This window comes from uncultured Draconibacterium sp. (assembly GCF_913060805.1).
In the GTDB taxonomy this organism is placed as follows: domain Bacteria; phylum Bacteroidota; class Bacteroidia; order Bacteroidales; family Prolixibacteraceae; genus Draconibacterium.
In genome coordinates, this window is the sequence record NZ_CAJXTC010000048.1 from 1 (window position 1) to 24038 (window position 24038).

General features: G+C 42.1%; 22 protein-coding genes. 10 read left to right on the forward strand and 12 right to left on the reverse strand.

Annotated features, from left to right (window positions below; all coding sequences use genetic code 11):
* The 5 genes from fusA to QZ576_RS20295 form a co-directional block, all read right to left on the reverse strand.
* Positions 1-1547, reverse strand: a 1547-nt coding sequence (gene fusA / locus QZ576_RS20275; protein WP_297100726.1) for an elongation factor G, incomplete at its 3' end; no start/stop codon positions are given.
* Positions 1548-1590: 43 nt separating this feature from the next.
* Positions 1591-2067, reverse strand: coding sequence for a 30S ribosomal protein S7 (gene rpsG, locus QZ576_RS20280; RefSeq protein ID WP_297100728.1), 477 nt, complete (start codon positions 2065-2067; stop codon positions 1591-1593).
* Positions 2068-2203: 136 nt separating this feature from the next.
* Complete coding sequence (gene rpsL, locus QZ576_RS20285; protein ID WP_158863378.1) at positions 2204-2578, reverse strand: 30S ribosomal protein S12; 375 nt, start codon at positions 2576-2578, stop codon at positions 2204-2206.
* A gap of 321 nt (positions 2579-2899) precedes the next feature.
* The gene (locus QZ576_RS20290) at positions 2900-4207 is read right to left on the reverse strand and encodes an HlyD family efflux transporter periplasmic adaptor subunit (RefSeq protein WP_297100733.1); all 1308 of its coding nucleotides are present in this window, start codon (positions 4205-4207) and stop codon (positions 2900-2902) included.
* A 6-nt stretch (positions 4208-4213) separates the two neighbouring features.
* Positions 4214-6403, reverse strand: a complete 2190-nt coding sequence (locus QZ576_RS20295) for a peptidase domain-containing ABC transporter (protein WP_297100737.1) — start codon at positions 6401-6403, stop codon at positions 4214-4216.
* A 185-nt stretch (positions 6404-6588) separates the two neighbouring features.
* On the opposite strand from QZ576_RS20295, the gene QZ576_RS20300 reads away from it, so the two are divergent.
* Both QZ576_RS20300 and QZ576_RS20305 read left to right on the forward strand, forming a co-directional pair.
* On the forward strand, positions 6589-7110 hold the full coding sequence (locus QZ576_RS20300) for a hypothetical protein (protein WP_297100740.1): 522 nt from the start codon (positions 6589-6591) through the stop codon (positions 7108-7110).
* Between the two features lie 48 nt (positions 7111-7158).
* Complete coding sequence (locus tag QZ576_RS20305; protein WP_297100743.1) at positions 7159-7650, forward strand: hypothetical protein; 492 nt, start codon at positions 7159-7161, stop codon at positions 7648-7650.
* Positions 7651-7746: 96 nt separating this feature from the next.
* Here QZ576_RS20305 and QZ576_RS20310 read toward each other — a convergent pair whose 3' ends face one another.
* Entirely contained in the window at positions 7747-8037 is a 291-nt protein-coding gene (locus tag QZ576_RS20310) for a hypothetical protein (RefSeq protein WP_297100746.1), read from the reverse strand.
* A gap of 90 nt (positions 8038-8127) precedes the next feature.
* On the opposite strand from QZ576_RS20310, the gene QZ576_RS20315 reads away from it, so the two are divergent.
* The 8 genes from QZ576_RS20315 to QZ576_RS20350 all read left to right on the forward strand — a co-directional run bounded on the left by QZ576_RS20315 (position 8128) and on the right by QZ576_RS20350 (position 17300).
* Positions 8128-8811 (forward strand): response regulator transcription factor, encoded by a 684-nt coding sequence (locus QZ576_RS20315; protein WP_297100750.1) that lies wholly within the window; start codon positions 8128-8130, stop codon positions 8809-8811.
* A gap of 24 nt (positions 8812-8835) precedes the next feature.
* Positions 8836-10119, forward strand: coding sequence for a HAMP domain-containing sensor histidine kinase (locus QZ576_RS20320; protein WP_297100753.1), 1284 nt, complete (start codon positions 8836-8838; stop codon positions 10117-10119).
* Positions 10120-10282: 163 nt separating this feature from the next.
* The gene (hemA, locus tag QZ576_RS20325) at positions 10283-11536 is read left to right on the forward strand and encodes a glutamyl-tRNA reductase (RefSeq protein WP_297100756.1); all 1254 of its coding nucleotides are present in this window, start codon (positions 10283-10285) and stop codon (positions 11534-11536) included.
* Positions 11533-13245, forward strand: a complete 1713-nt coding sequence (hemC, locus tag QZ576_RS20330) for a hydroxymethylbilane synthase (protein WP_297100758.1) — start codon at positions 11533-11535, stop codon at positions 13243-13245. Before hemA ends, hemC begins: the two co-directional genes overlap by 4 nt.
* A gap of 10 nt (positions 13246-13255) precedes the next feature.
* The gene (gene hemB / locus QZ576_RS20335; protein ID WP_297100761.1) at positions 13256-14239 is read left to right on the forward strand and encodes a porphobilinogen synthase; all 984 of its coding nucleotides are present in this window, start codon (positions 13256-13258) and stop codon (positions 14237-14239) included.
* A 3-nt stretch (positions 14240-14242) separates the two neighbouring features.
* Positions 14243-15538 (forward strand): glutamate-1-semialdehyde 2,1-aminomutase, encoded by a 1296-nt coding sequence (gene hemL / locus QZ576_RS20340; RefSeq protein WP_297100764.1) that lies wholly within the window; start codon positions 14243-14245, stop codon positions 15536-15538.
* Between the two features lie 135 nt (positions 15539-15673).
* Positions 15674-16705, forward strand: coding sequence for a uroporphyrinogen decarboxylase (gene hemE, locus QZ576_RS20345; RefSeq protein WP_297100767.1), 1032 nt, complete (start codon positions 15674-15676; stop codon positions 16703-16705).
* Between the two features lie 139 nt (positions 16706-16844).
* Positions 16845-17300 (forward strand): hypothetical protein, encoded by a 456-nt coding sequence (locus QZ576_RS20350; protein ID WP_297100769.1) that lies wholly within the window; start codon positions 16845-16847, stop codon positions 17298-17300.
* 531 nt (positions 17301-17831) lie between these two features.
* On the opposite strand, the gene cobA is transcribed toward QZ576_RS20350, so the two are convergent.
* The 6 genes from cobA to QZ576_RS20380 all read right to left on the reverse strand — a co-directional run bounded on the left by cobA (position 17832) and on the right by QZ576_RS20380 (position 23863).
* Positions 17832-18557 carry a uroporphyrinogen-III C-methyltransferase gene (cobA, locus tag QZ576_RS20355; protein ID WP_297100773.1) on the reverse strand — a complete coding sequence of 242 codons (726 nt, stop codon included), beginning with the start codon at positions 18555-18557 and terminating at the stop codon, positions 17832-17834.
* 2 nt (positions 18558-18559) lie between these two features.
* The gene (locus QZ576_RS20360; protein ID WP_297100776.1) at positions 18560-19399 is read right to left on the reverse strand and encodes a hypothetical protein; all 840 of its coding nucleotides are present in this window, start codon (positions 19397-19399) and stop codon (positions 18560-18562) included.
* Between the two features lie 47 nt (positions 19400-19446).
* Entirely contained in the window at positions 19447-21147 is a 1701-nt protein-coding gene (cysI, locus tag QZ576_RS20365) for an assimilatory sulfite reductase (NADPH) hemoprotein subunit (RefSeq protein ID WP_297100779.1), read from the reverse strand.
* Between the two features lie 144 nt (positions 21148-21291).
* Complete coding sequence (locus tag QZ576_RS20370) at positions 21292-23112, reverse strand: assimilatory sulfite reductase (NADPH) flavoprotein subunit (protein WP_297100782.1); 1821 nt, start codon at positions 23110-23112, stop codon at positions 21292-21294.
* 41 nt (positions 23113-23153) lie between these two features.
* A complete protein-coding gene (locus tag QZ576_RS20375) occupies positions 23154-23606 on the reverse strand; it encodes an NAD(P)-dependent oxidoreductase (RefSeq protein ID WP_297100785.1) in 453 nt (150 codons plus the stop codon).
* A gap of 5 nt (positions 23607-23611) precedes the next feature.
* Positions 23612-23863, reverse strand: a complete 252-nt coding sequence (locus QZ576_RS20380) for a DUF2061 domain-containing protein (protein WP_297100788.1) — start codon at positions 23861-23863, stop codon at positions 23612-23614.
* Positions 23864-24038: the final 175 nt, after the last annotated feature.

The following is a 24038-nucleotide window of genomic DNA, read 5'->3' on the forward strand; positions in this document are numbered from 1 at the left end:
ACAATAACATCGGCAAATTTACCACGACCACCAGTCTGTTTCTTGAATACTTCACGTAATTCAACAGATTCGGTAATAGCCTCTTTGTATGCTACCTGAGGTGCTCCCTGGTTACATTCAACTTTGAACTCACGTTTCAAACGGTCGATCAAAATTTCAAGGTGAAGCTCACCCATACCACGGATTACAGTCTGACCTGAATCTTCGTCGGTATTAACAACGAAAGTTGGATCTTCTTCAGCCAGTTTCGCCAAACCGTTTCCAAGTTTATCAACGTCTTTTTGCGACTTAGGCTCGATTGCGATACCAATTACAGGTTCCGGGAAATCCATGCTTTCCAGCTCTACCGGGTTTTTCAGATCGCCAAGTGTATCACCTGTACGGATATCTTTAAAACCTACTGCAGCACAAATATCACCAGCCGAGATTGAATCTTTCGGGTTTTGCTTGTTAGAGTGCATCTGGTACAAACGCGAGATACGCTCCTTTTTACCGGTACGCGAGTTATATACAGTGTCACCTGCATTCAATGTACCTGAGTACACACGAATGAAAGCCAAACGACCAACGAATGGGTCGGTAGCAATTTTAAATGCTAATGCAGCCAATGGCTCGTCAGCATCAGGATGACGTACAACCTCTTTGTCGGTTAGCGGGTTTTTACCGGTAATTTCGTCTTTATCAAGTGGCGATGGTAAAAACTCACAAACAGCATCCAGCAAACGCTGAACACCTTTATTTTTAAATGCTGATCCACACATCATTGGAATGATTACTCCTTCCAAAGTTGCTTTACGGATAACAGCCATCATTTCTTCTGAAGTAATTGAATCCGGATCTTCGAAATAACGCTCTAAAATTGCGTCATCAACTTCGGCAACTGATTCAACTAACTTTTCTTTCCACTCTTCAGCTTGCTCTTGCAATTCAGCAGGAATTTCGCTTAGAACGTACTTAGTTCCCATAGCTGCATCGTCTTCCCAACGAACTGCTTTCATTTCTACAAGGTCGATAACCCCTTCGAAACTTTCTTCAGAACCAATAGGAATTTGCATTGGAACCGGGTTAGCACCTAATTTTTCTTTAATCTCGTTGTATACATTAAAGAAATCGGCACCCTGACGGTCCATTTTGTTTACGAATGCAATACGAGGAACGCCGTATTTTTCAGCCTGACGCCATACAGTTTCAGACTGTGCTTCTACACCACCAACGGCGCAGAACAATGCAACAGTTCCATCCAAAATTCTTAACGAACGCTCAACCTCAACAGTGAAGTCAACGTGTCCCGGAGTATCAATGATGTTTACTTTGTACTCCTCGTCATTATGTTTCCAGAATGTAGTAGTAGCAGCAGAAGTAATAGTAATACCTCTTTCCTGCTCTTGCTCCATCCAGTCCATGGTAGCAGCACCATCGTGCACCTCACCAATACGGTGAGTTAAACCTGTATAAAACAGAATACGTTCTGTTACAGTGGTTTTACCGGCGTCGATGTGCGCCATAATACCAATGTTTCTGGTATATTTCAGATCTTGTTTAGCCATTTTTAAACCTATTTTCTATTACCAATTTTACTAAACTATGATTCTAGAATCTGAAGTGTGCGAATGCACGGTTAGCTTCTGCCATTCTGTGGGTATCTTCTTTTCTCTTGTATGCTCCACCTTCTTCGTTGAAAGCAGCGATGATCTCAGCAGATAATTTATCAGCCATAGATCTTCCCGAACGTTTACGGGCAAACAAAATCATATTCTTGATACTGATGGCGTTTTTTCTTTCCGGACGAACTTCCATTGGAACCTGGAAAGTAGCACCACCAACACGGCGACTCTTAACTTCAACATTTGGAGTAATGTTCTCTAATGCTTTTTTCCAAACATCAAGAGGAGACAACTCTGTGTCTTTCATTCTTTTTTCTACCATATCCATAGCCTCGTAGAATACTGTGTAGGCTGTAGATTTTTTCCCGTCAACCATAAGGTCATTTACAAAACGGGTTACTAAAGTGTCGTTGAATTTTGGATCCGGTAAAAGGATCCTCTTCTTTGGTTTCGACTTTCTCATTTTAAAACTTTTTAGTGTTATTCAAATCGGCTGCCCTAAGGCGGTCTTCAGTTCATCTCCGGAAGACAATAGAGAGAATTCCTTACTCAACCAAACCACTGCAAATAACGTAGTTAATTACTCTTTTTTTACTTTCTTATTTTTTCGGTTTTTTCGCACCATATTTCGAACGACGTTGTAAACGTCCTTCAACACCCGCAGTATCCAGCGCACCGCGAATTAAGTGATAACGTACACCCGGAAGGTCTTTTACTCTACCTCCACGTACAAGCACGATTGAGTGCTCCTGAAGGTTGTGACCTTCACCTGGAATGTAAGCATTCACTTCTTTACCATTGGTTAACCTTACCCTTGCAACTTTACGCATTGCTGAGTTCGGTTTCTTTGGTGTAGTGGTATAAACACGAACACATACTCCACGACGCTGTGGGCATGAATCTAAAGCCGGAGATTTACTTTTCTCAACTTTAGTCTGTCTTCCTTTTCTAACTAACTGTTGAATAGTTGGCATAACTACCTGTTTTTTATATAGTTAATAATCATTATCCAAAATGGACTGCAAAATTATGCAAAAATCCTTAATTATCAATCGTTTCGAGACGGAAAAGCGCACTTTTCCCCTAAAAACGGCTCGCAAAAGTACGAATTATTATTTAAGAACAATAGGTTTCTACCTTTTTTTTGAAAAAATTAAGATTGGAATGAATTGATGCAGAGGGAAGTTAGAAGAATGAAGCCGGAAGAAGTTTGGAAGAAAATTTGCAACAGGCAAAACACAATCGGCAATTAACATTTTGCTTATTGAAATTTGCCAACTGTCAACTGCGACAGATCACTGCTTTATCCGCTCTTTCCAAAGTGATTTTAATGGATTGAAAATTCGCTGAATCAAACGCAGGTCTTCGGTAATGATTTCTGCCTGTCCCATTAACTGACTTTGCATTTGCAGCTCGTTATCGTAATTGGTAACCAAACCATTAGGAAAAGTTATTTCTACCATATAAAAACTGTCCTCAGGCACCAGCGAAACACTTTTAACTTTACCGCGCACCAAACCGTACTCCATGTACGGGTAATTATCGAATTTTACATTTACATCGAGGCCCTCTTTTACTTTTCCCGATCCACGAACAGGTAATTCCACTTTCCCAATCACCTCGCCCACATCTTCGGGAACAATGGTTAACACACGGTCGCCTTCGGTAATATTCTGGTTTTCGGCATAAAACTTATTAAAGGTTACTACACCATCGATTGGCGAACGTAATACATAAGTTAGAAACCAATCACTTGCCTGGCTCTTCAGATTATTAAACGCCTCAATTAATGCCGATTCATACTGAATTTTATAATCGTGGTATTCTTTTTCGTTTTCAATAATTTTCTGGTCCAACTCACTGATACCGATCTGACGCTCAGCCAATGTCGAGCGAATTCCGTCGAGTTCCGATTTTTTACTCAACATTTCCGATTCGGCTTGTTCCAGAACAGTGGAAGAAACAACTTCACCGGCCAGCAATTTTTTCTGACGTTCGTAATTCCGTTGTTTAATCTGGTATTCTTTGTCGATGGCAACTTTCTGTTCCCAAAGTCGGTCGTACAAAATCCTGGCGTTTTTCAACTGCTCTTTATACGAATCCTCTTTTAATATATAATAGTTGCGCTGGTAGAATTCATTCAGCTCCTCATAGCGGGTTAAAAACTGCGAATAATACTCCTGCACTGCTCCCAACTGCAGACTTTTATTAAAACGCTGCGAAACGGTAAAATTAAGGGTATCAAAAGCCGGCTGAACGTTGCTGATCATTTGCTCCAATTCCAGCACATCGGTATAATCTGCCGGATTTTCAATTAACGCAATAGTTTGTCCTGCACTCACATGGTCTTTATCCTCAACAAACAACTTGTCAATTTTTCCGGTTGCACGGGCAACCAAAGTAGCCGGCGGATTTTCGGTGGTAACCACAATGTTCGAGCGCAAAATGTCGGGATAATAAAAGATAAAGCTAAAAATAATGATCAGCGAAAAGATAGCAACGAACATGAGAATTCCGTACCGCACAATGCGCGATGGAACTCCACCAAGTATCTCCTGTACTTCGCTGGAACGGATTTCTATTTTATTTTGATCGTCAGCCATTTGTTATCAGTTTCCCAATTCCAATTGATTTTTAACCAGCTGATAATATTTCCCTTGTCTAGCTATCAATTCTTCATGCGTTCCACGCTCAACAATTTCACCGGTATCGAGCACCACGATCTGATCAGCATTTTTTACCGTACTTAAACGGTGCGCCACCACAACCACCGTTTTGCCTGCCGAGAATTTGTCCATATTCTCCATGATCATTTTCTCGTTGTTAGCATCAAGCGCATTGGTTGCTTCATCGAAGAACAGGTACTCCGGCGATTTATAAATTGCACGTGCAATCAGTATCCGTTGTTTCTGCCCTTGACTCAATCCAACTCCTTCCTGCCCTATTTTTGTATTGTAGCTCAACGGCAAAGCTTCAATGTAATCCTGAATATTCGCCATTTTCACCGCGTTCAACAAACGTTCCTGATCAACCAATTCATCATTCACCACTATATTCTTCGCGATGCTGTCGGAAAAAATAAAACCGTCTTGCATTACTACACCGCAGTTGTCGCGCCACATTTGCGGTGAATAGTTTGCTAAGCGCGTTCCGCCAATTTTAATGTCGCCCGCAACCGGAGGATAAAAACCAAGCAACAGTTTTATCAATGTAGTTTTTCCACTTCCACTGGTTCCCACAATCGCAGTCGTTTTCTTTTCCGGAATTTCGAGATTGATATTATTTAAAACCTTTGGCGAACGCGGCCCTTCATATTGAAAGACCAATTCGTTAACCGATATTCCTTTATTTTCAGGCAGATTTCTCACATACGATTTACCGGCTTCACTCTCATCCTTTTTCTCGTGTATCTCTGCCAAACGCTCCAAACTAATCTTGGCATCCTGCGCTGTGTGCATAAAATTAATCAACTGGCGCAAGGGCGTATTAAGCTGCCCTATTATATATTGTATAGCCAGCATCATACCAAGGGTTAATTCGCCATTCACAACCGCCGTGGCTGAAATGATTATAATGAGAATATTTTTTGTCTCATTAATAAATACAGAGCCGGCATCCTGATACTGCTGCAGCGAAAGGCTTTTTACGCTTACTTTAAACAGCCCGGCCTGAACACGCTCCCACTCCCAGCGTTTTTGCTTTTCGTAGTTGTTCAGTTTAATCTCCTGCATTCCGTTAATGATCTGGATCAACTTACTCTGGTTTTCAGAAAGTTTATTAAAACGTTTGAAATCGAGTTCGCGGCGGCGTTTCATAAAAACATAGATCCACACAAAATATAGAGCCGAACCAACAATGAAAATCAAAAATATCGTCCAGCTGTAAATGGCCAGCACAATGGCAAAAACCACCAGACTAAAAACCGAGAATAACACGCCAATTGACTGCGCCGTAAGAAATCGCTCAATTCGGTCGTGATCTTCAATACGCTGTAAAATATCGCCGATCATTTTTGAATCGAAAAAGCCCAACGGCAATTTCATCAACTTGATCAGAAAGTCGGAAATAATTGAAATATTTATGCGCGTACTAATGTGCAACAAAATCCATGAGCGGATAAACTCAACCGACATCCGGCTGATGAACAAAACCAGTTGCGCAATAAGCACCAGATAAATAAAACCGATATCCTGGTTATTAATACCAATATCAACTACACTCTGGGTTAAAAACGGCAACACCAATTGAATGCAGCTTCCTAAAAAGAAGCCAAGAACTAACTGAATCACCAGTTTTTTGTAGGGTTTCAGGTAATTAAAAACAAACTGAAATCCGGTACGTTTTACTTTGTCGTCTTCGCTCTGATAGAAATCAGGTGTTGGCTGCAAAAGCAGACAAATTCCCTTTTCTTCACCGCCCGAAACTGTTGATATCCATTTTTCGCAAAACTCTTTCTCCGAGTATTCAATGCGCCCAAATTCAGGATCGGCAACATAAACTTTGCCTTTCTTAAACTGATAAACAACCACAAAATGCTCCTGCCCCCAATGTACAATACAAGGCAGCGGCGCTTCATTTTTTAGTTGCTCAAAAGTGATTTTCACGCCCATCGAGCGCATTCCAATTGCTTCGGCAGCATCGCTGATTCCCAACAACGACACGCCTTCTCGTGTGATGTAAGAGTTTTCGCGAAGAAATTCGGTGGTGAAATGTTTCCCGTAATATTTGGCCACCATACGCAAACACGTCGGGCCGCAATCCATCGCATCAAATTGTTGATAAAACGGGAACTTTGACATAACTTTCTTTTGTTGCGGAAAGATAGAAAAAATTCTCAATGCTCCCGCCAGTATTGACGATTTGATACTAACAGAGTTATCAGATTTTGAGATCGCGAGCTTCGAAATGTGTTTTTTGTTTCGCTATAAAGTTGATAATAAGAATTAACTATATTTGTTAAGGTCAAACATAATTTAATTTCAAAATGCACCTCAAAATTCGATTTTCATTATTCCTCCTTTTTTGCCTGCCTGTTCTGGTACTGGCCCAGCAGCCAAAATACGAGATTCAGGTAGTAAGCTGTATTGAATCGCTGGTTCCTAGCGGAGTGGGAAGATCGCGAATGATTTCGCCGGTTGTAGAAGTGAATTACGAAGATTTCACCTCGCAACAAACGGAAGCCAAAAAGGACAAAAACAAAAGTAAACGCAAAGACATCCGCATTAAGGAATACGAAGAAACCAAGTTGTTGAACTTTTATAATGAAGGAGGAATCCGGTTTCAGAATATTGTTTCGAATGATGCACTGGTAACATCGAAAATTAATGATATGCTGGCCAACGGCTGGGAACTGTTCGATGTAAAAACAGGCGTTGAAAGCAAAATGGCAAACGCCAGTGTTAAAAAAGAAATTTTTAAAGCCTTGCTTGATGACGACAGCGAGAGCGCTAACGATCCGAACGGAATATTTCTAACAAGATATTTTTTCAGAAAAGAGATTGAGTAACCCGAAAGACACATTCAAATCAAGTTAAAAATCACAAAACTTATAACAATGAAACAAGTATTTATCTTCATCCTTCTGGCACTATTTTTATCGCCGGCAGCAAACGGACAGGAAACTCCGCAGTACGAAGTAAAAATTATTACCACAATCGAATCGATCATCCCGAGTGGAGTTGGCCGTTCGCGATTACTCTCTACCGATCACGAGGTGGATTACAAAGAGTTCACCACAACACAAACAGCAGAAAACGGTGACCGTAACAAAAGCGACCGTGAAGAAATTCGTATTAAAGATTACGACGAAACCAAACTGCTTAACTTTTTCAACGTTGGTGGTATTCGTTTTCAGAACATTGCCTCGAACGATGCATTGTTAACCTCAAAAATTAACGACATGATGAGCCAGGGCTGGGAACTGGCTTTTGTAAATACTGGTGTTGAAAGTTACGGAGGTGCCGATGACACGAATGGAATTTTTATTACGCGTTATATTTTTAAACGCCAGAAAGTAGCAGGAGCTGACGATTCACCACAGGAGTAATCCCATACAGTAAATAACAAAGGCCTGCCAATAATATTTTGCAAGCCTTTGTTATTTATCATGCTTTTTATAGTTCCCCAAAAACTCCCATTTAATTTAAAAAATATGAAATCCCATATAAACTAGAGCCGGAAGAAATCCCAGCAACGACAACGGTCTGGCCGATTTTTCAAATTTTTCCTTGTCGCTTAAGTAATAAAACACCCCAACAGGAAGCACTGCAATAGCAAAACTAATTCCCAGAAAATCAAAAAAGACTCCCCGACCAGAGAATATTTCCAGCACAGTTGTCGCTTCTTTAAAATAGAAAATCCCAAAGCTTATCAGTGCCGATACGAGCAGGATAACAAGGGGATAAATCCGGCAGCAAAGATTATTTTTTAGCATGCTGCAAGATAACCATAAAACCAACTCATCAGAAACAAATGACGCCAGAAGCTTTAAAGTTATTATATTGCAATTTGAAAATAAGCCTACATGAAGATTCTGATTATAGAAGACGAAATAGCTTTATCCGACGCCATTTTTCAGTACCTGACCGATGAAGGTTATGTGTGCGAAACAGCCTTCGATTACAACACGGCGGCCGAACATCTTGACATCCATTTTTACGACTGTATTTTGGTAGATATCAACCTGCCGGGCGGCAGCGGGCTCGATCTCATCCGGCAGGTAAAAAAGGACAATAAAAAGATGGGAATCATTATAATTTCGGCACGCGATTCGGTGGAAAACAGAATTGAAGGGCTCGAAATTGGTGCCGATAATTATCTCACAAAACCTTTTCATTTAGCCGAACTAAATGCTCACCTAAAATCGATTAACCGGCGGATAAATTTCGATGGCGACAATCATATTCTCGTTAACGAAATAAAAATACTCCCCGATTCGCACCAGGTTTTTGTAAACGACAACGAGCTGCAACTCACCAAAAAAGAATACGAACTGCTTCAGTTTTTTGTGGCCAACAAAAACAAGGTTATTACAAAAACCGGTTTGGCGCAGCATCTTTGGGGCGATTACATGGACATTGCCGATTCGTACGATTTTATTTACGGACACATTAAAAACCTGCGCAAAAAGCTGATAAAAAAAGGATGCACCGATTATATTAAAACCATTTACGGAGTTGGCTATAAATTCGATTTAAACCAGGAATAAAAGGCAAAGCCAGAAAGAAAGATAATGAAACTACTTACCAAAATAAGTCTCAATTTCCTCTCCATTTCGCTTTTCATTTTCCTTACGGGGTTAGTGGTTTTTTATTTTGTGCTTCGCCAGCAGGTAAACCAAAATATTAATGTTGAGTTGCAAAAACGCCAAACCAGCATTCAAAACGAATTGAAATCAGCACACGGAGCAACAACCGCGCCAACCGATTTTGAAAAAAAGGTTGAAGTAACTCCGATTCCGGCAAACCAAAATCCGGTTGAGGGTTATTCCGATACGCTTATTGTGAACACTGAAACAGGGGTTTACACGGCTTACCGTCAACTGCAGTTTGTTTCGGAGATTGGCGGGCAAAAATACCTGGTACGAATCTTTAAATCGCATGCCGAAACCGATAACCTGATGGTACGCATTATTTTATCGATGACACTGCTGGTTGTTGCCCTGATTGTAGGACTTTTGGTGCTGAACCGACACATCTCGCAAAAAACACTGAAATCGTTTTACGACACCATTAACAAAATCAAAAAGTATGACCTGAACACCCACGAAGATTTTCAGCTAAAAGAAAGCGATATTAAGGAGTTCAACGAGCTGAACAAGGTTTTGACGTCGATGACCGAACGCATAAAAGACGACTACTATAACCTGAAAGAATACACCGAAAATGCCTCGCACGAATTACAAACTCCGATTGCCGTTATCATCTCGAAAATGGAGCTGCTTTTGCAATCAGAATGTATGCAGGAAAAAGAGCTAAAAACGATCAGCGATGCTTATGAAGCTTCCACCCGGCTTTCGCGCCTGACAAATACTTTGCTGCTCCTTTCTAAAATCGGCAACCGACAATTCCCGGAAGTCAAAAAGATCGATTTAACACAAATTATCGACACACAACTCTCATTCCTTGAAGATGTTATTGAAAGCAAAAAGATTACGGTGGAAAGCCCAGACAAACCATATTTTACAGAAATGAATCCCTACTTAGCCGACATCCTGATTTCTAACTTATTAAAAAATGCCATCCGCCACAATCATAAAAACGGTTCCATTTCAATAACGGCAAACGATAAACAACTTACGATTGCCAACAGCGGCGAAAAAATTCAGGGAAGCGCCGACGATATTTTTAAACGATTTTACAAATCATCATCATCCGACAGTTCGGTTGGATTGGGGCTTGCCATTGTTCAGAAAATATGCGAAGTTTCGGGTTTTAAGGCCCTTTATTCTTATGAGGATAATCTGCACAATTTCAGCATTATTTTTCGTCCGGAAACAAACAATTTTGAAGTGTAAATCTCCAAGTCTAGACAACACATAACTTACTGTATTTCTAGCAAATAAACACACCGCTTACAACCCTTTGTTCAATACTCTGCCAAATCTGATTTTTTCTACAGATTTTCTACAGATTGTTTTAATAGTATTGTTTCAAAATCAAGACTTAAGCGATTCATTCATGATAGGATTACTTGGATTAAACCACAAAACTGCTCCGATAAAAGTTCGCGAGAAATTCGTTTTTTGCGAAGAGGATGTGAAGCGTTTTGTGCCGCAATTAATCGACGCAGGAATAAACGGTGCAATCGTTGTTTCGACTTGCAACCGTACCGAAATATATTTTGACTACACGGAAAAAGACATTTTTGATTGTACATCAACATTGGCCAAAATGCTTTTTGATTGGAGAAAAGCGGATAAAAGTGTGGGATCGCATTTTTACCACAAATTCCAGGAAGAAGCTTCGTTGCATTTATTCCGTGTGGCTTCAGGGCTCGACTCAATGGCACTGGGCGAATACCAGATTGTTGGCCAGCTGAAAGATGCGTTTGCCATTGCCGACAAATATGAGTTGCACAGCCCAACTTTAATTCGTTTGTTCAACAAGGCTTTCGAAGCCGGCAAAAAGGTAAGAACAGAAACTGCACTTTCAAAAGGAGCGGTTTCCGTTAGTTACGCTGCAGTTGAACTGGCCAACGAAAAGTTGCACAACCTGTGTTCGCATCCAACATTGCTGCTTGGAGCGGGTCAGACCGGCGAATTAACGCTGCAAAACCTGTTGAAAAAAGGTTGCGACAAGTTCACGATTATCAACCGCACAGCGGAAAAAGCTCAGGAACTCGCGAATCGTTACAAAGGCATCGCAAAAGAATTCTCAGAGCTGCAGAATGAATTGGTGAAAAACGATATCTTAATCACATCAACGGCATCAAAGAAACCACTTGTAACCAAAGATATGGTGGAGAAAGTGATGATTGAGCGCCAAAACAAACCGATGTTTTTTGTCGATCTTTCAGTGCCTCACAATGTGGCTTCAGATGTGGCTGAAATCGAAAATGTTTTTGTTATCGATGTCGACGATTTGCAAGCCGTTGTTGAACGGACTTTCGGAAAACGCCGTGGCGAAATTGAAAAAGCCGAAAAAATTATTGCCGAGTTTGTTACTGATTTTAGCGACTGGCAACACACCCGTAATCTGACTCCGACTTTCCAAAACATCAGCGATAATTTCAAGAAAATAAATGAAGCAGAACTCGAAGGTTTTATCAAACGCCAGTCGAAAGACAACACCGATGAAGCTTCGATGTACGCCGATCATATTACCAATAAATTTATCCGCCTGATGATCAAAAACGTAAAGTCGATCACCGATAACGGGCGTAAAAAAGAATACATCGAATTGGTTAACGACCTGTTCAAGATTGCTCCATGAAAAATACGATTCGCATTGGTACACGAGGCAGCAAGCTTGCCTTATATCAGGCTTATAGGGTTAAAGACGAACTGGTACCAAAATTCCCTGAAAAGCAATTTGAGATTGTCGTTATAAAAACAAAAGGCGACAAAATACTGGATGTTCCGCTGTCAAAAATTGGCGACAAAGGCCTTTTCACCAAAGAGCTGGAAATTGCCATGTTCAATAACGAAATCGACATGGCCGTGCACAGTTTAAAAGACCTTCCAACTATTTTTCCTGAAGGAACAAAACTGGGCGCCGTGCTGGAAAGAGGCACCGTTAACGATGCGTTGGTCAGCAAAGATCATTTAAAACTTTCGGAACTCACTTCGGAACACACCATCGCAACTTCAAGTTTACGCCGCAAAGCACAACTGTTACGTTTGAATCCGGATTTTAACATTGTTGAGATCAGAGGAAACGTAAACACACGCATCCGTAAAATGAATGAAGGTTACTGCGATGCCATGATCATGGCAGGTGCAGGATTGCAACGCCTCGAAATGGATGAAGCAATCACCGAAATTCTCGCTCCTGAAACAATGATTCCCGCATGCGGACAAGGTGCTATTGCTATCGAAATAAAAGACAACGATCCGGAGATTGAAGCAATTATTGCGCAGATCAATCACAAGGAAACGATGATAACGAGTTCGGCAGAACGTGTGTTTTTGAATACCTTGGAAGGCGGTTGCCAGATTCCAGTGGGAAGTACCTGCAAAGTTGAAGGTGAACAGGTGAAAATTACTGGCTTTGTTGCCAGCATAGACGGAAGTCAATTTCTGAAAGAAACAGTTACCGGCCCGGTTGAAGATGCCAATGAAATGGCGAGAAATCTGGCCAATAAATTATTCAATGCCGGTGGAAAAGAGATTCTTGATGCCATCCGCACGGAGAATTTACCGGTTACAAATACAGCGCTTCCATTAACAGACAAGGTGATTATTTCAACTCGTCCGGCGGATATTCACGATGATCTTCCTGAGCTGCTAACAAAAGCAGGTGCTTCGGTAGTTTCGCTGCCAATGATTCAAATTGAGCAGACACAACTTACTGCAACAGAAGAGCAATCGATACAGAATCTAGATCAGTTCCAGTGGGTAATTTTCACCAGCAAAAATGGCGTTGTAAGTTTCTTTAAACAATTGATTGAAACAGTAGGCAACACTACTTTGCCCAACGATTTGAAGATTGCCGTAATCGGCAAAAACACAGCAGCAGAACTGGACTATTACGGTTATGCTCCTTATTTTACAGCCAATGAAAATTCTTCTGACGGCCTTCTTAAAGAATTAGCAGAAAAACACAATCTGCAAAACCAAAATATTTTATTGGCACTCGGAAATCTGGCCGGTGATAAACTGGAAACGGAATTATCGAAATCAAATTCAGTTACCCGGGTAAATACTTATCAAACAGTAAAACCATCGGGAGCTGATTCAAAAATATTAGATGCGATTTCAATTGACAACTACGATCTGATCGTATTCACAAGTCCATCCACTTTTAACAATTTCTGCCACTTTTATGGCACCGAAAATATTGCGAAAGTGAAGATGGCCAGCATTGGAGAAGTAACTTCAGAGGCTATCCGACAAGGTGGTGCAGAGCCATTGGTTACAGCAGAAAATTCAAATGCAGAAGGACTTTACAAAGCAATAATTGACTATTATCAAACAAAATAAAAACTACGCTATGATGTTTCCTGAAACAAGATTACGAAGATTAAGATATAATTCGGTTTTACGCGACATGGTAACCGAAACTAAACTGTCGGTTGACGATTTGGTAATGCCACTTTTTGTTTGTGCCGGAACCAACGTTCGCAACCCGATCAGCTCGATGCCTGGCAACTTTCAACTGTCGGTTGAGAACCTTGTTGAAGAATGTAAAAATGTTTCCGCATCGGGCGTGAAAGCCGTTCTTTTATTTGGTATTCCTGCCGAAAAAGACGAGGATGGAACAGTTGCTTGTCAGCACGACGGGATTGTACAGCAAGCCATCCGTGCCATAAAAGCTGAACTTCCGGAATTGTATATTATTGCCGATGTTTGCAACTGCGAATACACCACACACGGACACTGCGGGACCATAATTGATGGCGATGTGGATAACGACACCACGCTTGAAACGCTGGCCGCGCAATCGGTTTCACTGGCAGAAGCCGGTGCTGACATGATCGCCCCGAGCGATATGATGGACGGACGTGTTGGACGAATCCGTGAAGCGCTTGACGAAAACAAATTCGAGAAAATTCCGATCATGGCTTATTCGGCTAAATATGCATCGGGTTTTTACGGGCCATTTCGCGAGGCTGCCGAAAGTGCGCCAAAATTTGGCAACCGTGCCACTTATCAAATGAATCCGGCCAATTCGGACGAAGCTATGCGCGAAGTGGAACTCGACATTGCAGAAGGTGCCGACATTGTTATGGTAAAACCGGCGCTCTCTTTCCTCGATATAATTTACCGTGTAAAAACGGAATTCAAAATGCCAACGGCTGCGTACAATGTTAGTGGCGAATTCTCGATGCTAAAAGCAGCCGAAGAGAAAGATTGGATTGACGGGCCGCGCGTTATGATGGAAATTCTCACCTCGATAAAAAGAGCCGGCGCTGATATTATTATTACGTATTCAGCTGTTGACGCAGCGAAAATTTTGAATGGAATAAAAGGATAGAACATGCAGTTTTCAAAAAGTATAGAAGCATTTCAGCAAGCTCAGCAAAGTATTCCGGGAGGCGTAAACTCTCCGGTTAGGGCTTTTAAAAGTGTTAATTTAAATCCGGTTTTTATCGACTGTGCCAATGGATCACAAGTTGTTGATCTCGACGGAAATCAATATACCGACTTTGTGTCGTCGTGGGGGCCACTGATTTTTGGTCATGCCCACCCCGAAATTGTGTCGGCCATTAATGAAGCCGCACAAAAAGGGACCAGCTACGGCGCTCCTACTTTGTACGAAACAGAAATGGCCGAGCTGATCGTTGAAATGGTGCCTTCGATAGAAAAAGTGCGTATGGTAAACTCGGGAACCGAGGCCACAATGAGCGCTATTCGTTTGGCACGTGGATATACAGGTCGCGAGAAAATTGTAAAGTTTGTTGGAAACTACCACGGACACGGCGACAGTTTCCTGATCAAAGCAGGTTCAGGCGCCATCACATTGGGATTACCTGATAGTCCGGGTGTAACTGCCGGAAATGCAAAAGATACCTTGCTAGCCAATTATAACGATCTGGCTTCGGTAGAACAACTTTTCGAAGAAGACGGAGAAAATATAGCCGCAATAATTGTTGAACCGGTTGCCGGAAATATGGGTGTTGTTCTTCCTGAAAAAGGATTTTTGGAAGGCCTGCGCGAAATCGCCACAATAAATGGCGCATTGTTAATTTTCGACGAGGTGATCACCGGTTTTCGTTTGGCAAAAGGTGGTGCACAGGAATTCTTTAATGTAATGCCCGATATTACCACGCTTGGGAAAATTATTGGCGGAGGTTTGCCTGTTGGCGCTTACGGTGGTAAAAAAGAAATTATGGATCAACTGGCTCCAAATGGCCCGATTTACCAGGCCGGAACTCTATCTGGAAATCCACTGGCAATGGCCGCAGGAAGTACCATGTTGAAACTGATCCTGAACACAGAGGACTTCTACCCGGAATTGGAGCGCAAAGCCCAAAAGCTGGAAGAAGGAATTCGTAACAACCTAAAAGAAACAGGTATTAAAGCGGTGTTGAATCGTGTTGGCTCGATGATGACTTTGTTCTTCACCGACGAAGAAAAAGTAAGCTCATACGAAGAAGCAATGAGTGCAAACACAACACGTTATGCCGAATATTTCAAAATGTCACTGGAGAGCGGCATGTACATCGCTCCGTCGCAGTTTGAATGTTTGTTTGTATCGTACGCACACACCGACGAAGACATCGACAACATCATTAGTGCCAATTTAAACGCTTTAAAAGAACTAAAAGATTGAGAGAAGGTTGAAAACAGATTGAAGGAGATTGCTCAATCTCATCAATCCATTCAATCATTTCAATCTGAAACCAGTTGGAAATATTTTGCAGACAGTTACACAAACCTTGTAGATAAGAAAGAAATACGAAAATAGATGGAAAAAGGAATATTTATAAAAACACTAGAGGGGCAAAAAACAGAACGGCCACCAGTGTGGTTTATGCGTCAGGCGGGAAGAGTTTTGCCGTCGTACCTTGAAATGCGGAAGCAGTACAGTTTTAAAGAACTGATGCGCGATCCGGAACTGGCAGCTAAAGTAACACTTTTGCCTGTTTACGATCTTGGCGTTGACGCAGCCATTCTTTTTTCCGATATCCTTGTTATTCCCGAGGCGATGGGAATGGAACTAACATTCACTGATTCGGGGCCACGTTTTGCAACGGCTTTAAAAGATCTTGACGATCCGATGACGCTCATCAATCCTGACGCCACAAAACTGGAATACATTTACAATGTGATCGACAAAATACAGGAAACCAAACCGGCGGATTTTCCGTTGATTGGTTTTTGCGGAGCGCCATTTACAACGCTTTGTTACATGGTGCAGGGATTGGGAACTAACCACACTTTCCCCGATGCAGTTTCGCTGTTGTACAAAGACAAAAAGCTGGCCAAACAACTGTTAGGCGCCATTACCGAACTCTCGATTGAATATGCGCTGAACCAGGTAAAACATGGCATTGCAGCTTTTCAGATCTTTGAAACGCACGCCGGGCTTATTCCTGCTGATTTGTACATGGAATTGATTATGCCGTTCGTTCGAAAAATATCGGCTGCAGTAATGGAAACAGGCACACCAACTATTTTCTTACCAAAAGGTTTGGGAACCGGCTTAAAACAGCTGCAACCCGGCGATGCCGATTTCATCAGTGTCGACTGGCAAGTGCCCATTAAAGAAGCACGCGAAATGATTCCCGCTGATATGGGCGTTCAGGGAAATTTTGATCCACGAATTTTGTTTGCCAACCAGGAAGTAATTGAAACGAAGTTGCAGGAATATCTTGCCTTTGGAGCTGAAAATGACAAATGGATTTTTAATGTAGGTCATGGTTTTGTTCCCGGCATTCCGGTTGAAAATGCTAAATTCGTTGTGGACTGGATCAAAAGTGCAAACTGGAACAGTTGAATTGCAATTGAAGATTAACGATTTTCGATTGGCGAAGGATAAGAGAAAAGTTTCACCAATGAAAACCGGCAACTGGATACCAAACAATTAATTTGAGAATTTAAAAATTGCGACTGTAAACTGAGACTGAATACTGAAAATGATGAATCTGAGCACCATAATCACATCCGACGTAGTAAAAATAATACACGACATTGTTAGTGTATCATTTTTACTTTTGGCGGTGACTTTGATTTATCGCTCGGTTCGTGGAATAAAAAACCACCTCCCCTACGCCAAAACCGACAAGTATGTTGCCATTGCTTTTATTGTGGCGTTGTATCTGCAACTTATTTTAGGTCTGATAATGTTTACCAACCTTGGTGCGGGATTCGATTTTCAATACATCCCCGACGAAGGCACCAACATGGTGTCGAAAAGACTTTGGCCGGTTGAACACATCGTTCTGATGTTGTTCGCCCTTTTTATTGCCAACCTCGGATTAATATCTTCATTCCTGACAGAAAAAAGCCAGAGCCGTTTTAAGAAGGTTCTTATTTACTATTCTATAGCGGTTGTTCTTATTGCAATTTCGTTGTTGTCGATTTACGCTTAACGAAGTCATCCTTTTTCGTGTGATTTCCACAAACAAGTACAATCAACTTTCAGGATATTACCACAATTTGTAAGAGACAGTCTTTCGCCTTATCAGGCGGATTTTACTATTTGGCTTAGCCCAAATAGTAAACACAAAATCCAAGGCTGCGCCCGCTTCACTCGGAAAATCTACGCGATGCCGACTAAAATTCCTGAAACTCGTCGTTCCTCCTCAAACAGCAGTAATTTTTTACGCCGTCATCACTTGTTTTCCGGCTCACCGGCCGAGGCCGAAGCTTCGAAGATCTTCACCCTTTTTCCTGAAACCTACACACGAATAAAACTGGTGCGGGCTCGTCAAAAATCCGTCAGTCGGGCTAATTGGCAACATTGAAAAAACGCAGAGGTTATTTTTTGACAAGATTTTTGGTTCCTTTTCATCGAATGGAAAAGGAACTGCCCGTCTGGCATGAAGACAAAAGCAACCTAAATAATCGGACTATGAGAATTAATAGCGACTATTTTTTGGTTACGAGGTTAGATTCTTTTATCAACATTCCATCCGTAAATAAATCAAAGCCGGAGTTTTAACAGGCGTCTCACTATTCAGAGTAACCATCTCTTCCAACGTTCCTTTAAACTTTTGCGCATCCCATCGGCCCGATCGCGACACAATTGTTGTCTGAATACATTCTCGGTGAACAGCATCCAGCGCCTCGTAAATTTCCTCCAACACTTTCGTCCCCATGTAAATTACTGCAGTTCCGCGGTTCTCAACAATACTTACCAACTGCTTTACGCTGAGCAATTTCCCGGCCACATCTCGCCCCGAAAGCAGGTGCAGCGAGTTGCTTCCCCGCCGGTCGGTTAACGGAATACCAAATTCTGCCGATGCTGCATTAAACGCCGAAATGCCCGGTACCACTTCAAAAGGGATATTCTTTTCCTGCAGAAATGAGGTTTCTTCGGCTCCACGACTAAAGATCATCGGATCACCCGATTTCACGCGCACCACTACTTTTCCGAGTTTAGCATACTTTTCAATTTTGTGGTGAATTGAGTTTTGCCGCTCGGTTACATCAACTCCATCGCCAGCACGTTTACCCACAAAGATTAGTTCTGCACCTTCAGGAAAAAGCTCTCGAACATCGCGCGATATCAACGCATCATATAAAATAATATCTGCTGCCTTAATACAATTATGCGCTTTCACGGTAAGCAAATCTGCCCGTCCGGGGCCCGCTCCTACAATATAAACTTTTCCAAACTGTTCCATCGCTAAATTCTGTAGGCCCACTCTTCCACCTCTTTTAGGTAGTCCATCGGACTTTGATACACGAACTTATAATCCAACGCCTGTATGAGTTTGTCGCTGTTAATCACCTTGTAACTTCCTTTGTCTTTTGAGAACACCGGAACCGGCAGATCACTTATCTTTGCAGCTTTGGCATAAAACTCATTTCGCCCGGGATGTTCAGGGCTCGATGCATTAAACACCTCGCCCCAAATATCTTTTTCAATGATTTTTGTGATGATGTTTATGCAGTCGTCGCGGTGAATCAAATTTACCGGTGCATCAAAAACAGGTGTGTTTTTGCCTTGTACAAAACGTGCCGGATTGCGGTCGTAACCGATCAAGCCGCCAAAACGAATTACGGTTGTTTGAAATGCAGGATTCTCCAGCAACAGTTTTTCAGCTTTTAACAAAGCCCTGCCACTTGCTTTCTCCGGCGTTCCTTCGCCACCTTCTTTCACTTCTGCATTTTTCGATTCGTACACCGATGTTGAAGAAATGAAAAGCACTTTTTTGATGTTCAGCTCCTCAACTTTTGCAATTACCTGCTCTATTTTCTTCGGGTATGAGTCCTCCACACAATCTGTTCGCGTTGGCGGAATAGAAATAATCAGCACATCCGTATTAAAAAAACTATTGTAATCCACCGTCAGCGATTGCGCCTTGGCTTTCACATAAAATGCACTAATTCCGCTCACCTCAAGCCGGTTGTAACTTTGCGTTGAAGCCACTGAACCTTTAACTTTCCAGCCTTTCCGAAGCATTGTTCTTCCCAACGCCGTTCCTAACCATCCGCAACCTAATATCGATACTGTTGTTCTCATGTTTTTTTGCTTTTTAAGTTTTGAATTCTGTCTTGTTACTAATGGAATTAGTGTTTAAAATCCCGGCCTTCTTTGATTTCCTCCACATAGTTTTTGCGGATTACAAAGTCGCCAAAGTGTTCGCCGGCCTCACGGTTTGCTGCAAAATCAGCAATAATCGGACGCAGCTCGTTCAGTATCTCTTCCTCGTTGATGGTTTGTTTGTAAAGCGTATTCAAACGCGCTCCGTTAAAACTTCCACCAAGGTATAAGTTGTAGTAGCCCGGCGATTTTCCGATCAGGCCAATTTCGGCCAGGTACGGGCGTCCGCAACCATTCGGACAGCCGGTCATACGAATTACAATTTCTTCTTTGCCCAATTCGTGTTCATTCAGAATCGTTTCGATTTTCGACACTAAATCGGGTAGGTAACGTTCGGCCTCGGCAAATGCCAACGGGCAGGTTGGCAAAGCAACACAAGCAATTGAATTCTTTCGTAAGCCGGAGATATCTTCGGGTGATACACCATAAGTTTTTAGCAAGGCATCAACCTGGTTTTTCACTTTTGTGCTCACCCCTGATATGATTAGGTTTTGATTTCCTGTAAGAATAATATCACCGTCGATCACGTTTGAAATCTCCCGAAGGGCAGTTTTTAGCTTGTATTCTCCCCTGTCAAGCACGCGGCCGCCTTCAACAAAATAAGTGAGGTGCCACTTTTTATCGCTGCCTTTTATCCAGCCAAAATCATCACCGTTTCGCTCTAGAACATAATCGCGTTCCGGCTCCAATTCATAACCTAAATACTTTGTCAGTTCTGACACGAATTCCTCCACTCCCATCCTGTCGATGGTGTATTTCAAACGGGCTTGTTTACGGTCTTTTCGGTTGCCGTTATCGCGTTGTACTGCAACCACTTTTTCGGCAACGTCAATAATTTGATCAGGCGTACAAAAACCAATTACAGTTCCGGTTCTTGGGTATGTTTCTGGTTTTCCGAAAGTGGTACCTAAGCCACCGCCCACGGCAACATTGTAGCCAACAATTTCCCCGTTTTCAATAATGGCAATAAAACCAAGGTCCTGCGAAAACACATCGCAATCGTTATGCGGCGGAATTACAATCCCGATCTTAAACTTACGCGGCAGGTAACGATTTCCGTACAAAGGCTCCACTTCCTCTTTACTGTCGGCCACCAGCTTTTTATCCAGCCAGATTTCGTGATACGCACCTGTTTTTGGCAAAAGATGCTCACTGATATTTTTAGCCGTTTCAATCACTTCGGCATGAAACGGCGACTGTGCCGGATTGGCATGACTCATTACATTACGGTTTACGTCGCCACAAGCCGCAATGGTGTCCATCAAGTGGTCGTTCATCTCCTTAATGGTAGCCTTTAGGTTACGCTTTAGCACACCATGCAATTGAAAGGTTTGCCGCGTAGTAAGTTTTAAAGTTCGGTTGGCATATTTGTCCGACAATTCATCCATTGCCAGCCACTGCCTCGGTGTAAATTTCCCGCCGGGCATACGCAGTCGGATCAGAAAAGAAAATGCCGGTTCCAGCTTTTGCCTTTTTCGTTCTTTGTCAACATCACGGTCCCACTGCTGATAAATTCCATGGAATTTCGAGATTTGTGTGTCGCCCTGCGAGATGGCCCCGGTAATCGGATCGGCCAGACTTTCGGGCAAAGTTCCGCGTAAGTAATTACTATCGTACTTGAGCCTTTCAACTTCTGAAAGCTCAAGCCAGTTAATATTTTCACTCATAATTTTTGGGTTATAGTTTCGGGAGCGACTACATGAAGGTAGTTGCAACCGCTCCTGCTATTTTATTTATCCCGATGAACTTTATTATCGGGATTAGTTCGACTACTACTTTTAATGCGTTACACTTTTGAAAGCTAAGTCTCACTAATAAACATCGGTCTGGAAACGCTTCTCACGTTTCAAATTTTTCACATATTTTTCGGCTTGTTCCTCGCTGATTCCACCCTGAGTCTGAATGATATCAAGCAAAGCCTTGTTTACATCTTTGGCCATATATTTCATATCGCCACACAAATACAAGTGGGCACCGTTCTCCAGCCAGTCGAACACTTCTTTTTGCTGCTCTTTTAACTTGTGCTGCACGTAAACCTTATCTTCCTGATCGCGACTAAAAGCTACATCTATTTTGGTTAGTATTTCTTTCTTTAGTAGCTTTTGCCACTCGGTCTGATAGAGGAAATCGGAGCTAAAACGACGGTCGCCAAAAAACAACCACGACTCGCCTTTAATACCTAAACTCTCGCGATGCTGCATAAATGCACGATACGGAGCTACACCTGTTCCAGCGCCAACCATGATAATTTTTGAACCATTGGCCGGTAATTTAAACGACGGATTTTTGTCGATATAAACCGGAACCTGCTCATCAATCTCAATGCTGTCGGCAAGGTGCGACGAACATGCGCCATTGCGCTTGCGATTTTTGCGCTCGTAACGCACAACCGATACGGTAACGTGAACTTCCTCCCCAACACTTTCCATGCTTGATGAAATGGAATATAAACGTGGAGGAATCGGACGTAAGACTTCTACCAGTTTACGTGCATTCCACTCGTATGGGTAGTCTTCCAGTAAGTCGAGCACATCGTGGCCATATAAATATGCGTCGAGCGCCTCATCGTCGGCCAGTAATTTCGCCAGCTCGGCATTCTTTGTTTTCTCCTGGTATTTAGTCAGCAGATCGAATGTCAGCATTGTTATTTCAAGGTGATGCGACAAAGCTTCCTTTATGCTGTATTCCTCTTCACCCACATCAACTTTCTGTTCCGGATCGAAACCTGTAAAGGCAAGAATATCTTCTACCAAAGCTTCCGGGTTTTTCGTGAAAATCCCCAACGAATCTCCCGGTTCGTATTCTAGTCCCGATCCTTCCAACGAAAGTTCAACATGATATACTTCCTTGTCTGAATCGTTTCCGGTAATGCGAACTTTCTCGAGTACTGTTGCCATGTATGGATTTGATTTCGAGAATTCTTCTCCAAAACCTCCCGCCGAAGATGGTGTTGCTACTGATGTCTCACTTGAAACCACCGGTTCCGGAATTTCAGCCGGTGCAAGATTCAACAAAAAGAGGTTCATCCATGTTTCAGCCGGCTGCTCGTAATCTACATCGCATTTTACAGCTTGCGTAACACGGTAAGCTCCGCGGCTTTTTAATGCCTCATCAATTTCCTCGCCGGTTTTACAGAAATGCTTGTAGGTTTTGTCGCCCAAAGCCAGCACCGAATAGTTTACCCCATCAAGCTGTGGAGCACGCGGCCCGGTTACATATTTGTAAAAATCCTCGGCCATATCCGGCGGATCGCCCTCGCCGTGCGTGCTAACAATTATGGCCACATTGTCTTCTTCATTTAGCTTTTTGTAGTTGTAATCGTACAAACTCAAAACCTGGGCGTCAATTCCTTTAAACGAAGCCTTCTCTCCCAATTTTTCGGCCAATCCCTGCGAATGCCCTGTTTCGGTACCATACAAAATGGTAAGCTTAATTGCACTTTGCGCCGGCGGCGCTGCCGCTGTGCTCGCACTTGTACTTGCCACAGCCGGCACCTCAACGCCTCCGAGGGCTGCCAATCGTCCTTCAAAATAACCATTTAACCATACAGTTTGCTCTTTATTCAAGCCTTCAACCAACTGGCTTAAAGCACTTAACTGTGCATCATTTAATGGATTTGTTTTTAAACTCATTTTTGATTTTTAATTACGAGATTGAATTGAACGTATCCAACTCAATCTTCAAGTTGCAACTTATCTTTTATTAAATTTCTTATTCGAATCGATTCATAAACATTCTCGCCATTCGAGCTTACTGCCACCGAGATTTTTCCATGCCGGTAGATAGCAGGAGAAACAAATTGACAGCGAGATGGTTTATCATGAATATTAACTAATACCTTTTCCTCGCGGCAGTCTTTTTCTATCTGCCGGTCCAGCTCTTCGTTGTTCGAGCAGGAATAAAGCATTAAATAGTCTTTTAAATATTTTTTGTGGTACGGTGCTTCTAAATATTTCACCCCGCTGTTTTTTATTTCATCGCACACATCAATCGCCAGTATCTCCACCTCGGCGTTGTGGCGCTGCAAAATCTTTAGTTTGCTGTAGGCACTTTGTCCGCCACCAATAATCAGTATTTTCTGGTTGGCAATATCAATTGCAATTGGTAAAAAATTCTGTTCTGCCATGTTGTTTAAATTTCGTATTCAATTGGTGTATGTTTAACCCTTCCGAAGTTGATTTTGTTCCAGGCACGCTCGTGAAAAAAGTATAAAGCCATCTTTGTAAACAACTCAACACCGCCAATAGTTACCGCAAAATTTATGTCGCCCACTACAATCCACGAAATCAATATGGTGTCTATCGTTCCAATTGTGCGCCACGAAATCGTTTTTACGATACTCCGCCGCTTCTTCTCAACTGTATTTCTATTTCCACTTTCCATTTATCTCAACTCCTTTAAAAATCATTCGTCCCAGTTCTCTGTATTTCATAAAAAAAGCCCTTCTGCATATACAGAAGAGCCTTTCAAATCGAGTTAATATTTTCAATCTATGGTCAATTCTTCTGCATAACAAATCCTTTACAACACATACACATCATACATGTCATTTCCATCA

Coding starts and splice junctions, on each gene's coding strand:
- rpsG (WP_297100728.1), bottom strand. CDS start 2,067: ATGAGAAAGTCGAAACCAAAGAAGAGGATCCTTTTACCGGATCCAAAA.
- rpsL (WP_158863378.1), bottom strand. CDS start 2,578: ATGCCAACTATTCAACAGTTAGTTAGAAAAGGAAGACAGACTAAAGTT.
- QZ576_RS20290 (WP_297100733.1), bottom strand. CDS start 4,207: ATGGCTGACGATCAAAATAAAATAGAAATCCGTTCCAGCGAAGTACAG.
- QZ576_RS20295 (WP_297100737.1), bottom strand. CDS start 6,403: ATGTCAAAGTTCCCGTTTTATCAACAATTTGATGCGATGGATTGCGGC.
- QZ576_RS20300 (WP_297100740.1), top strand. CDS start 6,589: ATGCACCTCAAAATTCGATTTTCATTATTCCTCCTTTTTTGCCTGCCT.
- QZ576_RS20305 (WP_297100743.1), top strand. CDS start 7,159: ATGAAACAAGTATTTATCTTCATCCTTCTGGCACTATTTTTATCGCCG.
- QZ576_RS20310 (WP_297100746.1), bottom strand. CDS start 8,037: ATGCTAAAAAATAATCTTTGCTGCCGGATTTATCCCCTTGTTATCCTG.
- QZ576_RS20315 (WP_297100750.1), top strand. CDS start 8,128: ATGAAGATTCTGATTATAGAAGACGAAATAGCTTTATCCGACGCCATT.
- QZ576_RS20320 (WP_297100753.1), top strand. CDS start 8,836: ATGAAACTACTTACCAAAATAAGTCTCAATTTCCTCTCCATTTCGCTT.
- hemA (WP_297100756.1), top strand. CDS start 10,283: ATGATAGGATTACTTGGATTAAACCACAAAACTGCTCCGATAAAAGTT.
- hemC (WP_297100758.1), top strand. CDS start 11,533: ATGAAAAATACGATTCGCATTGGTACACGAGGCAGCAAGCTTGCCTTA.
- hemB (WP_297100761.1), top strand. CDS start 13,256: ATGATGTTTCCTGAAACAAGATTACGAAGATTAAGATATAATTCGGTT.
- hemL (WP_297100764.1), top strand. CDS start 14,243: ATGCAGTTTTCAAAAAGTATAGAAGCATTTCAGCAAGCTCAGCAAAGT.
- hemE (WP_297100767.1), top strand. CDS start 15,674: ATGGAAAAAGGAATATTTATAAAAACACTAGAGGGGCAAAAAACAGAA.
- QZ576_RS20350 (WP_297100769.1), top strand. CDS start 16,845: ATGATGAATCTGAGCACCATAATCACATCCGACGTAGTAAAAATAATA.
- cobA (WP_297100773.1), bottom strand. CDS start 18,557: ATGGAACAGTTTGGAAAAGTTTATATTGTAGGAGCGGGCCCCGGACGG.
- QZ576_RS20360 (WP_297100776.1), bottom strand. CDS start 19,399: ATGAGAACAACAGTATCGATATTAGGTTGCGGATGGTTAGGAACGGCG.
- cysI (WP_297100779.1), bottom strand. CDS start 21,147: ATGAGTGAAAATATTAACTGGCTTGAGCTTTCAGAAGTTGAAAGGCTC.
- QZ576_RS20370 (WP_297100782.1), bottom strand. CDS start 23,112: ATGAGTTTAAAAACAAATCCATTAAATGATGCACAGTTAAGTGCTTTA.
- QZ576_RS20375 (WP_297100785.1), bottom strand. CDS start 23,606: ATGGCAGAACAGAATTTTTTACCAATTGCAATTGATATTGCCAACCAG.
- QZ576_RS20380 (WP_297100788.1), bottom strand. CDS start 23,863: ATGGAAAGTGGAAATAGAAATACAGTTGAGAAGAAGCGGCGGAGTATC.